The 15617-nt window shown below is 35.7% G+C and carries 13 protein-coding genes and 2 riboswitches; of the genes, 7 read left to right on the top strand and 6 right to left on the bottom strand.

Features of this window, described 5'->3' with window-relative positions; all coding sequences use genetic code 11:
- Nucleotides 1-1112 (top strand): UDP-N-acetylmuramoyl-tripeptide--D-alanyl-D-alanine ligase (locus AC3WOM_RS14495; protein WP_492447351.1); only part of this gene is annotated, 1112 nt, incomplete at its 5' end.
- Between the two features lie 113 nt (nt 1113-1225).
- On the opposite strand, the gene AC3WOM_RS14490 is transcribed toward AC3WOM_RS14495, so the two are convergent.
- Nucleotides 1226-2431, bottom strand: coding sequence for an ATP-grasp domain-containing protein (locus AC3WOM_RS14490; protein ID WP_492447384.1), 1206 nt, complete (start codon nt 2429-2431; stop codon nt 1226-1228).
- Nucleotides 2432-2579: 148 nt separating this feature from the next.
- Between AC3WOM_RS14490 and AC3WOM_RS14485 the strand changes: the two genes are divergently transcribed.
- Together AC3WOM_RS14485 and AC3WOM_RS14480 are read left to right on the top strand one after the other, a co-directional pair.
- Nucleotides 2580-3974, top strand: a complete 1395-nt coding sequence (locus AC3WOM_RS14485) for a Mur ligase family protein (RefSeq protein WP_492447350.1) — start codon at nt 2580-2582, stop codon at nt 3972-3974.
- Nucleotides 3975-4074: 100 nt separating this feature from the next.
- Complete coding sequence (locus AC3WOM_RS14480) at nt 4075-5460, top strand: Mur ligase family protein (RefSeq protein WP_427545636.1); 1386 nt, start codon at nt 4075-4077, stop codon at nt 5458-5460.
- Nucleotides 5461-6090: 630 nt separating this feature from the next.
- Here the strand turns inward: AC3WOM_RS14480 and AC3WOM_RS14475 are convergent.
- Nucleotides 6091-7035 (bottom strand): NlpC/P60 family protein, encoded by a 945-nt coding sequence (locus AC3WOM_RS14475; RefSeq protein WP_427545640.1) that lies wholly within the window; start codon nt 7033-7035, stop codon nt 6091-6093.
- A 461-nt stretch (nt 7036-7496) separates the two neighbouring features.
- A riboswitch (cobalamin riboswitch) is annotated at nt 7497-7675 on the top strand.
- 173 nt (nt 7676-7848) lie between these two features.
- Here AC3WOM_RS14475 and metE point away from each other — a divergent pair.
- Nucleotides 7849-10143: a 5-methyltetrahydropteroyltriglutamate--homocysteine S-methyltransferase gene (gene metE, locus AC3WOM_RS14470; protein ID WP_492447349.1), complete on the top strand. Its 2295-nt coding sequence runs from the start codon at nt 7849-7851 to the stop codon at nt 10141-10143.
- Between the two features lie 48 nt (nt 10144-10191).
- On the opposite strand, the gene AC3WOM_RS14465 is transcribed toward metE, so the two are convergent.
- From AC3WOM_RS14465 to AC3WOM_RS14450, 4 genes are all read right to left on the bottom strand, one after another.
- Nucleotides 10192-10773 carry a TetR/AcrR family transcriptional regulator gene (locus tag AC3WOM_RS14465; protein ID WP_492447348.1) on the bottom strand — a complete coding sequence of 194 codons (582 nt, stop codon included), beginning with the start codon at nt 10771-10773 and terminating at the stop codon, nt 10192-10194.
- A 7-nt stretch (nt 10774-10780) separates the two neighbouring features.
- On the bottom strand, nt 10781-11503 hold the full coding sequence (locus AC3WOM_RS14460) for an MBL fold metallo-hydrolase (RefSeq protein ID WP_492447347.1): 723 nt from the start codon (nt 11501-11503) through the stop codon (nt 10781-10783).
- Nucleotides 11504-12180: 677 nt separating this feature from the next.
- Complete coding sequence (locus AC3WOM_RS14455; RefSeq protein ID WP_427550146.1) at nt 12181-12360, bottom strand: hypothetical protein; 180 nt, start codon at nt 12358-12360, stop codon at nt 12181-12183.
- Nucleotides 12361-12690: 330 nt separating this feature from the next.
- Nucleotides 12691-13236, bottom strand: a complete 546-nt coding sequence (locus AC3WOM_RS14450; protein ID WP_492447346.1) for a hypothetical protein — start codon at nt 13234-13236, stop codon at nt 12691-12693.
- A gap of 153 nt (nt 13237-13389) precedes the next feature.
- Nucleotides 13390-13574: riboswitch (cobalamin riboswitch) on the top strand.
- Between the two features lie 30 nt (nt 13575-13604).
- Here AC3WOM_RS14450 and AC3WOM_RS14445 point away from each other — a divergent pair.
- The 3 genes from AC3WOM_RS14445 (at nt 13605) to AC3WOM_RS14435 (ending at nt 15502) form a co-directional block, all read left to right on the top strand.
- Nucleotides 13605-13727 carry a hypothetical protein gene (locus AC3WOM_RS14445; protein WP_427550143.1) on the top strand — a complete coding sequence of 41 codons (123 nt, stop codon included), beginning with the start codon at nt 13605-13607 and terminating at the stop codon, nt 13725-13727.
- Between the two features lie 62 nt (nt 13728-13789).
- Nucleotides 13790-13966, top strand: coding sequence for a hypothetical protein (locus tag AC3WOM_RS14440; RefSeq protein WP_427550142.1), 177 nt, complete (start codon nt 13790-13792; stop codon nt 13964-13966).
- A gap of 177 nt (nt 13967-14143) precedes the next feature.
- Nucleotides 14144-15502, top strand: coding sequence for a PepSY-associated TM helix domain-containing protein (locus AC3WOM_RS14435; protein ID WP_492447345.1), 1359 nt, complete (start codon nt 14144-14146; stop codon nt 15500-15502).
- The last annotated feature ends 115 nt before the right edge of the window (nt 15503-15617 follow it).

Raw genomic sequence — 15617 nt, 5'->3', positions numbered from 1 at the left:
AACCACAATCACAATCACAATCACAAGAGCAACAGAAGCCGATTATTGCTATAACAGGAAGTGCAGGGAAAACAACATCTAAAGCATTTCTAGGCTCTATATTATCGAAGAAATGGAATATTTTTGAGTCAAAAGATTATTGGAATACGACTGAGCATACAAAAAAACATGCAGAGGAAATTAATGCTTCTCATAAGGCGGTAGTGCTAGAATATGGAATGGCTTACCCAGGCATCATTACCAACCACTGTAGTATTATTCAACCGAATATTAGTATTATTACAAATATTGGATTAGCGCATGTTGGTAATTTTGATGGAGATATTAAGGGAGTGGCAAAGGCAAAATCTGAATTAATACACGGAATGGATCAAAGTGGGTTACTGATTTTGAATAAGGACGATGATAACTCTAAGTTTTTGGAAACCCAACAATTTAATGGGAAAATTATAACTGTTGGTATTCATCGTCTCGCAGACTATAAAGCCTATGATATTCAATATAAGGATGTTGGAATGACCTTTAAAATAAAGCTGCAGGGACAGGAAATGACAATGTATATTCCTATTTTAGGAGAACATCATGTTTATAATGCCCTGAATGCAATCGCAGTTGCGGATAGTTTAGGTTTTAGTCCAGCTGATATTCAAGCAGGGCTGAATTTCAAAAAACCGCCTAGACGACTAACGATTTATAATTGTCGTGATAACATCACTGTTATTGATGATACAGTCCATTCTCATCCTCAGGGTGTACGTGCGGCGATTGATGTTCTTACTAATATTGCAGAGAAACGGAAAATTGCTATCATTGGTCAAATGCGGGAATTAGGGGATTTGCGAGAAGAGGAGTATCGTAAGTTGGGTGAATATGTTTATGAGCAGGATATAGATCTTTTTATCACTTATGGTTTTAGAACAGAGGAGATGGGCGCTGCTGCGAAGGCAAAGGGAATGGACCCAGCGAAGGTTTATCATTTTCTTAATAAAGAAGAGTTGCATGCACTGTTAGAGAAAATAATCAAACCATATGATACCATTTTAGTTAAAGGTGCTAGTAAAACGAATATGTTTGAAACAGTTAAATTTTTAGATGAAAACTATAAGGCGTAAAAAAGCCCGAGTAATTGTCCAATGATAAAAGGACAATTACCCGGGATATTTTTACTATTTAACTGCACATTCTTATTACTAAATGGTGAGGGATAATGTACCCCCACAGTTTTTTACGCGACCTTTAAGATGAATTTTATTTCCTTGGCTGCATTTACAGCGTTGTTTTTAGCCTCAGCTAAGGTTGCGCCTTCTGCGATAACATATGCATAGCGATGACCCATGGATAGAGGAGGGGTTAGCAATGTTCCTCTTCTTGGTTTCACATAGACATCTACAACACCTGATGATTTAGATGCCCTAGTTCTACCAATAACTCTCTCTAAAATGCCTTTACTTTCAACAATGACATATTTCGTATAGACAGATTTTTTATGTCTTGGGTGAATATTTGGAGGCTCCCCTAAGAATAGCTTTAGTGTTTCTTTGACTAAATTAAAGCCAAATGCTGCAAAAATCATATTATTCATAGCGCCACCGGAAATTCTCGGATTAATCTCAATAAGCTTCCAACCGTTTTTTGTTAAGCGAAGCTCTAAATGCAGCGCACCATTTTCAATGTCAAATGTTTTAACAATGGATTGAAGTACTTCTTCAAGACCCGCTTGTATTTCTGGAGGAGCATTTACAAGAACACCATAGCCTGTGATGATGAAACGTTTACCCTGAGTTATCTCTTGCTCAATAATACCGATTATATGAGGCTGTCGCTTATAGACAATTGCCTCTACTAAATATTGAGGACCATCAATATATTCTTCAATCATAATGGTTTCTCCTGAATTCTTATTTCGAAGATAACGGAGGTGATCGTTAAGTTGACTTGAATCTTTGGCTAATAAAACATCTTTTGAGCCAGTTGATTTTGGAGATTTGACAATGAGCGGGAATTCTAGGTCTGTCTCAACGGATTCATGTGGTTTGATAAGAAGGAACTTTGGCGAATAGGGTTGATTTTTTAAATAATTTCTAGTTTTTTCTTTATCCTCCATCATTTCAATGGCAGTCGAAGATGTATAGTTGTCACAGAATTCATCGCATAAGGTGGAGGCAATATGGACATAAGGGTCGACAAAGCTAACAATCGTTTTTATCTCTAATCCAGATTTTTTTAATTGATAAATTTCATCCTTCATGTCTTCTATATTTGACGTATCAATAAGAATCATTTTATGGATATCTGGATAGGCTCTTCTCTGCTGTAATTGCTTTTCATTGTTTGTAAAAAGTACAGTAAAATAACCCATTTCTTCTGCTGCTCTTGTGGCTTCACGACTGGACCCGGATTTGTTTGTACCGATAAATATAATCGTTTTCAGATATATCACTCCTTCTAGTGGTACTTAGATACTTAATCACATTTATATATATGCAAAGAAATAGTTTTCCTCTAGTTAAGTATCTTGACTACATCCAAGCAACTTTTATGACCTGACATATACTAGTATGGAAAGGAGGGAAATTGATATGAAGCCTCTTACGGTGAAGAACTTAACAGTGATAACTGCAGGCGATTTAGTGCAAGGGTCCGAGGAAACATTGATTCAGCACGGGGCTTATCGGCTTAAGCAAGTGAAAAAACCAAATACTGCTCTTTTTACAAATAAACGTATTGTCAATTGGAAAAGTCTTGAGCCACTTTATCCACTAGTGCTAGTTACAGATTGGTCGTACAGTCATAATGAGATTCCTAAGCAGATTATTACTATAAAAGTAGCAGATGCAGATGAAGCTTATTGGAAATTTGTAAACTTTTATCGAGATCAATTTAATATTCCGATAGTAGCAATTACAGGTACTTCTGGTAAGACCACAACAAAAGAGATGATTAAACATATACTTTCAGCAGAGAAAAAAGTATCTGCTACAACCTTAAGCAGTAATTCTAGAACAGCATCTTTACAGTATTTACTAAGCATTGATGAGGAAACAGAGGCGGCTGTTTTTGAGACTGCCGTTGGGGAACCAGGAGATGTAACAAAGGCAGGTAGATATTTTAAGCCGAAAATTGGTATTATCACAAATATTGGGGCACATCATTTAAATTATTGTAAAACGTTGGAGGGCTATATTCAGGCAAAGGGAGAAATGTTAGATATTGTTCATCCAAAAGGCACATTAATTATTAATGCTGAGGATAACAACACTAAAAAAATAGATTTTTCAAGATTTAAAGGCAATATTATTAAAATAGGAAAGGATAAATCTTGTGATTTTAGAGCCACCAATATTCGCTATCATAATCATGGAATGCTATTTACTATTATTCACAAAAACAAGAGCTTTGAGATTTTTGTACCGGGATATGGTGAGCATCAAGTATATAATGCATTAGAAGCAATTGCAGCTGTTTGTGAAATGGGTATGACAATTCCAATGGCAGCGAAACAACTGCAATCCTTTCGGCATCTGAATAAGCAGCTTCAGTTATTTGAGGGCATTAATCATTCCATGCTTTTAGATGACACTTGGAGTATAACAACGACTTCGTTGGAGGCAGCTTTAAAGGTTTTACAGGCGCTCGGTGAGGGCAAGCAAAAGATTGCGGTTATTGGAACAATTACCGATTTAGGTGCATGGGGATATATCATTCATGAGCAGGCAGGAGAATTGATTCATCAAATTGGTGTAGATGTCCTCATTACTGTCGGAGAGCATGCTCGAATTATGGCAGACCATGCCGTTGACTTAGGATTTAGTTCACCAGTTTATACATTTAAAAATAGTTTGCTTGCCTATAAACTATTACAAGATATCGTGGATGAAAATACGATTATTCTTATTAAGGGAGATATGTATAGTAAGCAGGTTTCTAATTTGGCGGCAGATCTAAAAAGAAAAAAAGAATTACCACCCGAATAGTTTGGCTATCAATTCTAGTTACGAAATTACTATATGTTAATGAATTTGTTTGTTTCGCTAGTTTAAGCGGTGTATTTCAAAGAAAGGGGGCAGAGTAAATTTGCAACATATACAAGTAAAAGATCTAAGGAAGGTACTGCAAGGGAATCTATTGTGTGGTTCTGACCAATGGGCTGTGAAACAGGCGATTTATTATAAACGGCATGATTTGACTCAAAGTCATACACTCATGTTTGTAAGCAGGGGAGATACTATCAATTGGCAGGAAATAGATCGCAAAGGCCCAGCACTAGTTATTTCAGATAAATCGTCAGCAGAATTAAAAAATGCATTAGCCAATACAACTGTTATCCAAGTGAAAAGCGTTGTGCAGGCATATTGGAAATTCATTGAATATTATCGAAATCTATTTCAAATACCAGTGGTTGCTTTGACAGGAACCTGTGGAAAAACAACAACAAAAGAAATGATTAAGCATATAGCTAGTAGAGAATGGAATGTTCAAGCATCTGTCAGCAGTAAAAATGAACCACGCCAATCCTTACCATATTTAACGGGGATCGATAAGTCAACTCAAGCAGCTATTTTTGAATTAGGTTTAGGGAATACAGGGAATATTAAGCATCAATGTATGATTTATCAGCCTACCATTGGCATTATTACAAATATTGGAGTCCATCATCTTGATGGATGTAAAAACCTTGAAGGCTATATAAAAGCAAAAGCGGAAATATTAGAGGGCATTTCAGAAGGTGGCACATTAATTATTAATGCAGATGATGAAAACACCAAAAAAATTCCCTTGCATACTTTCAAAGGAAAAATCCTTACCGTTGGTGTACACAAACAGGCAGACTATCAAGCCACTTCCATGCAATTTATGAGAAATGGCATGAAGTTTGTACTGCAGGTGTCAGATGCAAAGTATAATGTATTTGTCCCTGGCTATGGAGAACACCAAGTATACAATGCTTTAGCGGCAATAGCTGCGGCAAAGGAAATGGGATTATCCATTAATACAGCCATCGCTGGTTTAAGAACATTTAAACCAATGGCCAGACATCTAGAATTTTCAACGGGCATGGGAGAAAGTACAATAGTAGATGATACATGGACAAATAACCCCACTTCTGTTGAAGCAGCCTTAAAGGTATTAGATACAATAGGTAAAGGAAAGAAAGTTATTCTTATTTTAGGAGATATTAAACGATTGGGTATGTTCGAAGAAAAGTATCATCGAGAAATTGGCTCGTTGGTTGCAGAAAGAGATATTCATACGCTTATTACGATTGGCAGTCGAGCAGAGCATATCGCAAAGCAAGCGATAAAGGAAGGCACAAAGGCAAATGTTCATATATTTAAAGAAGTTGCAGGTGTTTTAGATGTACTAAAACCGCAGCTTGATTCTGACACGATTGTATTAATAAAGGGACCAATGTCTAGTCGATCAATGATAGAATTTGCCAATCAATTGAAAGAAAAATAGAAGCTAGAATACCACTATGTCAAAACGAAGCCTAAGCAATGAAATTTTAATGAAGCTGTAGCATCAAATATTTTCTGTGCGAAAGAGGAATAGCAATGAGGCTAACACGTTGTTACTATCGCTACATTTTCGCACAGATATCTTGCCACAGAATATCATTCATATTTACTCATATGACCAGTTAAGCCATAAATATTTTACTACTCACAATCTATTACAGTCATCCTATTAAGTATAAGTAGTCTTCTATCTAGCATAAATACTAGTCAATCATGCACATAATCTCATCAATTCAGCAATCCTATCCTCAAAACCAAAATTTCCTTATTCAAGGATTTGAAATTTATGGTATTTCAGAACGGAAATTCCCTTCAAATAATACCTCGACCATTAAATACTATGAAAAAGAAGTACCCTCATGGAGGAATACTTCTTTTTCTAATTTTATAGTATGCAATGTGTTGTTAAATTAAAAAACTTTAAACCTTGTTTCAAAATTAATATATTGATTGTCCATGATAAATAGCTGTTTGTTGTAATCTTTTTTCCGCCATAAATGGTGTGAGGAAGATTGCAAGCTTTCGTCATAGGTATAGCCAAATCGGTCTTTCTACTCAAATTGGATTTGTGTTAATTTGAAAAAACACGTTTTGCCGTAATATAATGTTTATCATAATAATCGACAAACATTACTCTAGTAATAATTCCATTTGAATTTGGAATCATAATACGATGATCTCCTGCATATATGCCTACCATTGAAGGTGTTTGAGATCCCGGAGTACTATTAAAGAATACTAAATCGCCCTTCTTTAAATTTGCACGTGAAACTGTAGATCCTAATTTCATTTGCTCTTTTAAGTTTGTTGTACCAAGTTTTACACCACTTTTACGATAAACATACTCGACAAAACCAGGGCCTGTAAAACGCAGGTTTTGTTCATTAATCGTTGAACTCATCGTCACTTTATTTTTATAGCTATAAGCGTTTTCGACAATTTTATCACCTTTTGTTGCTGGGTTAGCGGAAAGTAAAGTAGGTAATACTCTACGAGCTGTTACATAATTATCAGTATAATATGGCTTACTACTTAAATCAGAAATTACGATGTTCTGTTTAGAATCAGCCATATGAATGATTTTATTATTCCCAATATACATACCTACATGGTCAGGATCTGTGCCAGTTTTTTTACTTCTAAAGAATAATAAATCACCTTTTTGTAGTTGATTTTTAGCTACATATGTTCCTTGCTTCATCATATAATCTTCATTGTACGTTGCAAGATCAACACCATTTTTCTCGAAAATGTACATCAAAAATGAAGCGCAGGAAAATTTATATGGATATGTAGGCTTGTATACCGTATTGCTGTATGTTGCCTTTCCAATTAAACTTTTACCAGTTTGAATTAGTTGCTCTGCCTTTGCGGCAACAGCCTGTTGATTGTTGAAATTATTAATAGTTGCAGCTTCTACCTCTATTGGCTGAATAGCTGGCTGTACCATTCCTAATGTGGTAAAACCTATTGACAATGCTAATGTTGTGCTTAAAAATCGTTTACGTTTGTTCATGTTGTTAGTTACCTCCTAAAGTCAATGCTAGGATTAATCCTATTTTGGCTCGCCATTGGAATTAATCGTAGCATGAAAAAGTAAGGCTTCTTCGAGGTAAATGTTACCACGAGTTGCTGGAAATTGACCTAATTGCTTGATATAAAAGGCTTCATCGCCGGAATTTACAGTTTCATTACAAATGTTTCAATAGGATGTAATTGTTTTAATTTAGAATCGATTGACAGTACCATATAGAGAACAGTCAATTGCAAACTAGCGTTATGATTGTGGAATGATTTCCACGCGATTACCGAATAATACCAAAAAATATATGGATTGACAAGTGGATAGAACCTTAAATGTGAAGGATAGATCAGCCAAGATCACGGATAGAACTACAACATTAGAGGATAGAATCAAAAAAATCTGAAAATAATGCTACTTTTCAGAAAAATATATGTTATAGTAAGAGCATAATTGAATACTGTGTAAGAGTTGGTGCCAAATGAGAATTTGGCTTAAAAGGGAAGTCGGTGCAAATCCGACGCTGTCCCGCAACTGTAATTCGGAGCAAATCACAAATACCACTGGGAAACTGGGAAGGCTGTGAGGCGTGTTGATGAGAAGCCAGGAGACCTGCCAATGTCTAGTACACACCAAATACCTACGTGGAAATAGGCGGTGAAATGTGACCAATCGGCACTGTGCGACAATGAATCCTACGATTTTAAAATAAATCGTATTATTTCTGTATGTTTGATAAACAATGTCAGCCATTTTCCAATAACGGGAAATGGCTTTTTTTATTTTACGAATTAAGGAGAGAGTAACATGACGTATACAAGTACAGCAATTGGCTATCCATATATTGGAGAGGATCGAGAATGGAAAAAGGCATTAGAATTATTTTGGAAAAAGGAATTGACAGAGGAAGCGTTTCTGCAGCAGCTGAAGGATATACGATTAGCACGTATTGAAAAGCAACTTCAACTGGGGCTAGATGTTATAACAGTCGGAGATTTCACATTGTATGACAGAATGCTGGATACTGCTATCATGTTCGGATTGGTTCCCAAACGCTTTCAATGGCAAGGCGGAAAGGTCGATTTACAAACATACTACGGCATAGCTCGTGGCAATAAACAGGCAGTGGCTAGTGAAATGACAAAATGGTTTAATACGAACTATCACTACATTGTGCCAGAATATGAGGGACAACCTTTACAATTAACAGAGAATAAAATAGTTGCTGATTTTTTAGAGGCGAAGGAAGCGTTTGGTATAACAGCAAAGCCGACATTAATTGGTCCTTATACATTTTGTAAGCTGACAAAAGGCTATGACAAACTTTCTCAGGTAGCCTTCATTTTAGACTTAATACCACTTTATACGCAGGTGTTAAAGGAGTTAGTGGTTGCTGGAGCTAATTGGATTCAAATAGAAGAGCCAGCACTTATAACAACTTTAGATGACGCAGAGATCAAGCTTGTCCAAGAAATATATACACAGCTAGCTGCATCAGTACCGGAAGCGAAAATTATGCTACAAACATATTTTGAATCCTTGTCAGCATATGAATCATTGGTGACTCTTCCTGTACAAGGGATTGGCTTAGACTTTGTGCATGGCTATCACAAAAATATGGAGGCACTTCGTCAATACGGTTTCCCACAGGATAAAGTATTAGCCATTGGTATTATTAACGGTCGAGATATTTGGCGTGCAAATCTAGCAGAAGTGGGTGCCACTATAAAAGCAATTGAACAATTAAGTAAATCAAAAGACATTTGGATTCAGACTTCCTGTAACTTACAGCATGTGCCGATCACTACTGCTCTAGAAACCAAGCTTGATCCTGTCCTTCACAATGCACTTGCCTTTGCAGATGAAAAAATAGTGGAATTGGTTGAAGTGACTAGTTATATTCAAGACACAAATGGTGCAGCAAATCATAAGCTATCAGACAGCATGAAGGCTATTGAGGCATTAAAAAACCATCAAATTCGTCAAAATAAAGCGATTCAACAGGCAATTCAAGAGGTATCGACACAAGACTTTGAACGCCACAGTAATTTTAAAACAAGACAAACAATTCAACAGCAAGCATTACAATTACCACTATTTCCAACGACGACTATTGGAAGCTTTCCACAATCTGATGAAGTTAAACGTACACGTCAGGCGTGGCGTAAGAAGCAGCTTACAAATGATGAGTATAATACATTTGTTGAAAAGGAAACAAAGCGCTGGATTGCTATTCAAGAGGAATTAGATATAGATGTTCTTGTGCATGGTGAATTTGAGCGAACAGATATGGTCGAATATTTTGGCGAAAAACTAACGGGCTTTGCTTTTACAGAAAAGGCTTGGGTTGTTTCGTACGGTTCTCGTTGTGTGAAGCCACCTATTATTTATGGCGACGTAGCATGGGAACTACCAATGACTGTGACAGAAACAGCCTATGCACAGAATTTAACAAAGCGCTATGTTAAAGGAATGCTTACAGGTCCTGTAACAATTTTAAACTGGTCCTTTGTGCGTGATGATATTTCAAGAAAAGATGTAACCTATCAGATTGCCATGGCCCTTCGACAGGAAGTAGAGGCATTAGAAGCTGCAGGAATTTCCATTATTCAGGTTGACGAGCCGGCCTTACGAGAGGGACTGCCGCTTCGTAAAGAAAATTGGGGAGCGTATTTGGAATGGACAGTAAATGCCTTTAAACTTGCCACATCTAGTGTGAGGAATGAAACGCAAATTCATACTCATATGTGCTACTGTGAATTTAATGATTTTATCGAACCAATTAGTGCATTGGACGCGGATGTTATTTCAATTGAAACATCACGTAGCCACGGTGAGCTGATTTCTTCACTAAAAGTCAATCCGTATGAAAAAGGCATTGGTTTAGGTGTATATGATATTCATAGTCCTCGTGTACCAAGTGAGGAGGAAATGTTAAACATTATGCAGGATAGCCTACAAGTATTAAAGCACAATCAATTTTGGGTGAATCCTGACTGTGGTTTAAAAACAAGAAAGGAACCAGAAACGGTAGCAGCATTAGCTCATATGGTTGCAGCGGCAAAAAACCTTCGTCAACAGGTGCAACAATCTGCATTGTAATCAAAAACATGACTTCCTAGAGAGGTCATGTTTTTTCTTTTAGGTCATTTATTGGCTTTCATTAAGCGTAACTGCATGAATGCCCTCAATAAAGGTATTTAGTAAGATTGAAAAGCTTTTATTAATATCAAGAGGCATCCCGAATCCCCCTAACTGTTCGATGGAGGTGAATCCATGGAGAATACTTCGTAATCCTCTGACCATATGAATCGCCATTTCTTCTTGCAAATTATAGGCATCTAGCACTTGAAGTACAAGTTGCACGACAGATTCTTGAACCTGCTGCAATTCTTGATCGTTAGCATCTGGAAAGCGTGTGCTAGCATCATATAGTCCGGGATGCTCTCGAACAAATTGAATATATGCTTGACTAATTGCTCGAATAGCATCATCACCTGAACGTCCCACTGCAGCTTGAAGCATATACCCATGAAGGTTTTTAACACCTTGAATGGCTAACTTCTGCTTCAATTCATGTAATCCATCAAGATGGTTATACAAGGAAGGCGGTCGCACGCCCAATTTTTCTGCTAATAGTCCGATTGAAAGTTGGTCTAAGCCTTGTTCATCCACTATCTCCGTTGCTTTTTTTAAAATAATAGGTAAATCTAACTTCATACGACGGGACATTTTATTTTCATCTCCTATTTTGTTTATGAAAATTTTTTTCTGCTTCTGTTATCGCTATTTTCAAAAGCTCCTGTGGTTGCATCAACATCTTTCCATGCCCCACAGCAAGTAAGCTTGGATTTAATTCGCTTAATTTTTTTACGCTTTCAAGAGCTGTGCTTTTATCCCATGTAGCTAGAGCAGGAAACGGAAATAACGGATACATCATGCCTGATACGACTAGCTTTCCTCTAGATGTAAGGGCATCCCCAGCAATTAAACTACTATTACGTGTGTCGAAAAGTGTGATGGAGCCAGGGGTATGACCTGGTGTTGCAATCACTTCTAATGAACCAACACGATCACCTTCTTCAAGCAATAAATCCGGTTTGGTTTTAATATTTTTGGGAAGGCCTCCTCGGATAGGTGTGTTTTTTTCATTTGGTAGCAAGGTACTATTCCCTTCCAACAATAGGGCATCTCTTGAAGAAATGCATACCTGACTAGCAGGTAATAATTCTTTTAACGTGTCTAGTGCTCCTATATGATCACTATGTGCATGGGTAATGATAATTCTTGTAATCGGTTTTCCGATTTTTTTAGCTGCATTGATTATACTTTTTGCACTATAAGGTAGTGCTGCATCTATAAGTGTAAGCTCGCTTTCTTCTTCTACAAAATAACAATTAACAGGAAATATTCTTGGCATAAATGACAATTGGAATATTGCACCAATTTTTGAAACTTGCATGTCTAAACTATACCTCCTCTATAAACTAATCGTATTTTTATTTTAACTAATCGAATTAGTTTTTGCAATAACCCATTCTTAAATCAGAGAAATTAAGGAACAAAACTTACTCCTGCTTATTTTTGTAGACCAGCTTTTATCTATTACAGCCAAAAAAACTATATGCATAATGCCTATTTGATTGTCTATTATAAACGTAGATATATTAATGATCTAACTTTCGTTTTAAATTAGAAGGTTACAGGAGCAAGTAACGCCATTTTACTTAATAACTAAAACACACAGGATTTAGCTAAGAGTAGTTTGAATAGAGCCAGTATCTAATGTAGTAAGAGGGAGCTTCGGTACAGAATTGCGATTAGATTTTAAAATAAAACAATAAAATCAAAAATATAAAAAGGAAAGTAGAGAGAAACGAATGTTAATAGGGAGATACTAGCATTTATGCTCAATCATACGTTAAGTTATTTTTTATTTGATTTGGCAATTTAAATTCTACTGTGCGGGATAGGGGATTTATTTTTGCTGGAAACGAAAACTTTCTGAAAGTCTATAATAATATGGAGAATTGGAATGCTGTTTATGAAGGGCTAGATAGTAAATTTATTGTTTTCATAATTTCAATCCAAAAAAGTAGCTGGAGAAAAACAATTTGTTTTCTCCAGCTACTCTTTTTGTTAAGCTGCTTTCTTGTTGTTTTTCTTTTTATCTTTTTTGTTAGCAGCTTTCTTTTCTACTTTTTTCTCAGCTTTTTTCTTTGCTAACTTTTTCTCAAGTTTCTTTTTGTCAGCTTTTTTCTTTGTTTTTTTCTCAGCTACAGCCTCTTCATTTTTGTTTTTCTTAATTTTTTTTGCCATGTTTAATGCACTCCTCTTATTTGTATTGACTCCTTGTAAAAGGATGTCTATATACATAGGTTATATTAAACATAAATGGAATGCAAATATATTTAATGTAAAATACTTACAATCAACTGTTTTTATGCATAGTTTATGAGATTTTTAATGGAAAACGTCCAAAATAGTAAAATTTCGGAAGCTTTTTTCCTGGATGCAATCACATGCAAGCTAGTCGCCAAGACGTGATTGATAAAAGTTTAAATTGAAATAGATTACGAGTAAGGCAATGAAGTAGCCCTACACATTAGGTAACATGAAGCTTCTTTGATTAATTTAATAAAAAATCGTTCATTCTTCATCTCCAAAAAGATTCAAATTATACTTTTCTGAAAGAGATTTAATATGATCCCATGATTTATCTAGTTCACGTAAAGAATTTTCATACTCTTCTTTAGCATTTTGTATAGGAACTTGATTAATTGTATCGACTAAATTGGTAGTTGGAGTGTAATGATAGAGTTTTTTTGTTTTAAAATCATCTATCGCATCATAGACTTCTTTTTCTTCTGGCGAGCTTGTTTTAGGATTGAAGTCTATTTTAATATCTGAATAATTTGTTACATCTTCATAGAATACTAGCTGTTGTGCAAGAGTTTCTTTTATTTCATCACTAGAATTTAGAAACGAGTGAGATTGTGATTCATGTAAATTAATCAAACTGATAATATTATTTTCTTCTATGTTTTTATATTCCCATTCCACTTGAATATAATCTTTTAAATCAGCAATAAATTGATCATCGAAACCTGTATCATTTTCTTTACTACAAGCAGATAAAACTAAGATAATGAGTAAACTTATTAATAGTAGTATTCCGATTTTATTACATTTCATATGTATTCCTCCCAAAACATATATTACCTCATATGGTAACATAGTCTTAAGATCAAAAAAAGTTTGTTATATTATATAACAAGTTACAATGATTACAATTATTCTATCTGGATTGTGACTGTGCACACAAATCTTTATGGTATAATAATAAAAACGGAATAATAAGATAGAGGTACAAATTGGATTTTTCGATTTGTTTAAAAGGGAAGTTCGGTGGGAATCCGACGCTGTCCCGCAACTGTAATTCGGAGCAAATCACAAATGCCACTGGGAAACTGGGAAGGCTGTGAGGCGTGTTGATGAGAAGCCAGGAGACCTGCCTTTATCTAGTACAACCAAAAAACCTACGAGGATAGGGGGTGTTGAGTGTGACTAGAGAAATTCTCCTGCATGCTCATAGTACGATGATTGCTAAACAGGTAGCTTCTATGTCTAATAGAAAGCTTTTTTCACCATGGCAATCACTGTATTATGTCGTGTATTTGTCATAGTAGACATCTTTCTGATGAGGGAAAGATGTTTTTTTATGTAAAAAATTAAAGGAGTGGTCTACATGAATCCACAAGTCGTTGAATACTATGAAAGCTTATTAAAATTTGAAATTATGCAAGAGCCTTATGCTGCAAAACCACTAAAGGAGCTTGTTGAACAATATCTTGGACATGATGGCGCACATGAGCAGTCTATTTTAGCTGCATATGCCAATGTTTTGAAAGAATTAGTAGGATAGTATTTTTTCTTTGGCTACCTCGCAGCTGTTTGAGGTAGCCATTTTATTGACTTAAATAATAATAATACCAATTGGAATACATTTGTTTGTCATAAAACTGCCTTTAGTACTTCACTCATATTTCACTTTTTATTTATATAATTAATCTGCTATAAATAGAGAAATAGGAGATTAATTATGAAAAATTTACTTTATACAAGATTTTGGCGGCTGCATTTTTTCGCAGCACTTTTTATTACGCCATTACTTCTATCACTAACATTGAGTGGAATTGGTTATTTATTTTTTACAGATGTTGAGAATCAATTATATGATGATTATTTCTTTGGCAATAGTCATAAAGAAGAGGTCTTAACAATTGATGAAGCTGTGGAAAAGGCTGAAGCGGCGTTTGCAGGATACTCCACTACTAAAGTGATTATGTTAGAGGAACCTTATAATACTCGTTTAACATTATCAAATGGGAAAGAAGAGAAATACGTATTTTTAGATGACAATCATCAAATGGTTGGCAGTCAGGATGCCAATTATACATTTTCTAATATTATGAGAAATACGCATAGTTCCTTATTTATTGGTGGTACATTTGTCAATTATTTAGTAGAATTAGCAGCTTGCTGGACAATCTTTTTATTACTGTCAGGACTTTATATGACCTTTAAAGGAAATTTATTGAAAAGGCACAAGTCTGAAAATAAACGACAAAAAAGTAAGAGATACCATGCGCTTGTTGGGACAATCATTACCATTCCAATGGTGATGTTCATTTCTACAGGACTATTATGGTCTGCCTTTCAAGGCTCGATGCTAGCAGATATAGCATCAGAAAGTCCAAATTTTGGTTACCCATTATTACAGCAAAAGCCGCCAACATCTGATGTGTCTGAAATTCCATGGGCAACACGTCAATTAGAAGCACCAGCATCCAAGGGTGAACATGCTCAGCATCATGGTGGTGGCGCTGTCCGTTATACAAACGACAGCCAAATTTCGATTGCTAATCTTGAAAAAGGAATCACTTCCATGAATATCGCTAAACCTTTTTCGATTATTTATCCGTCAAACGGTGAAGGCGTGTTTACAGTGGCGAAGGCTAGTAACTCTGGAGTAACAGGTCTCGATGTCAAGCCTACAGAAGAAGCAACTATGTATTTTGATCAGTATAGCGGAACGTTTATTGACCAAGTTAACTATGAGGATTATGGTATGTTGGCCAAGTTCTTTACATGGGGAATCCCTTTACATGAAGGTCACTTGTTTGGCTGGCCAAATAAGCTATTAAACCTAGTTGTTTGTCTAGCCTTTTTAGCAGTGATTGCGTGGGGAATTCGCACTTGGATTTTACGGAAGAAAAAAGGTGAGCTATCTGCGCCACTACAAATTTCTCATAAAATTTCAATGCCTTTCGTTATTTTCCTCATACTTTTAGGAATTTTGATGCCATTGTTTGGTGCCTCTTTGATTGCAGTGGTTTTGATTGAATTCATCATCTTAGGCTGGCAAACAAAGAAGAAATTAAGAGAAGAAGTTAAATAAAGTTAATATCGATACGGCACAGTAGAGAAAGTGCCGTATTTTCATAGTGTTGAAAAACTAAATGGTCAAGGGACTCTTTGTGAACACTACTAAGTCAAATGAAGGTGATTTCCGT

It is taken from the genome of Lysinibacillus sp. FW301-JW8 (assembly GCF_058788755.1).
The sequence above is the reverse complement of the archived record's forward strand: the minus strand, read 5'-3'. Positions and strand labels throughout refer to the sequence as shown.

Excerpts from the sequence above, each read along its gene's own strand:
- AC3WOM_RS14485 (WP_492447350.1), top strand. The coding sequence starts at position 2,580 with ATGAAGCCTCTTACGGTGAAGAACTTAACAGTGATAACTGCAGGCGAT.
- AC3WOM_RS14475 (WP_427545640.1), bottom strand. The coding sequence starts at position 7,035 with ATGAACAAACGTAAACGATTTTTAAGCACAACATTAGCATTGTCAATA.
- metE (WP_492447349.1), top strand. The coding sequence starts at position 7,849 with ATGACGTATACAAGTACAGCAATTGGCTATCCATATATTGGAGAGGAT.
- AC3WOM_RS14465 (WP_492447348.1), bottom strand. The coding sequence starts at position 10,773 with ATGTCCCGTCGTATGAAGTTAGATTTACCTATTATTTTAAAAAAAGCA.
- AC3WOM_RS14460 (WP_492447347.1), bottom strand. The coding sequence starts at position 11,503 with ATGCAAGTTTCAAAAATTGGTGCAATATTCCAATTGTCATTTATGCCA.
- AC3WOM_RS14455 (WP_427550146.1), bottom strand. The coding sequence starts at position 12,360 with ATGGCAAAAAAAATTAAGAAAAACAAAAATGAAGAGGCTGTAGCTGAG.
- AC3WOM_RS14450 (WP_492447346.1), bottom strand. The coding sequence starts at position 13,236 with ATGAAATGTAATAAAATCGGAATACTACTATTAATAAGTTTACTCATT.
- AC3WOM_RS14440 (WP_427550142.1), top strand. The coding sequence starts at position 13,790 with ATGAATCCACAAGTCGTTGAATACTATGAAAGCTTATTAAAATTTGAA.
- AC3WOM_RS14435 (WP_492447345.1), top strand. The coding sequence starts at position 14,144 with ATGAAAAATTTACTTTATACAAGATTTTGGCGGCTGCATTTTTTCGCA.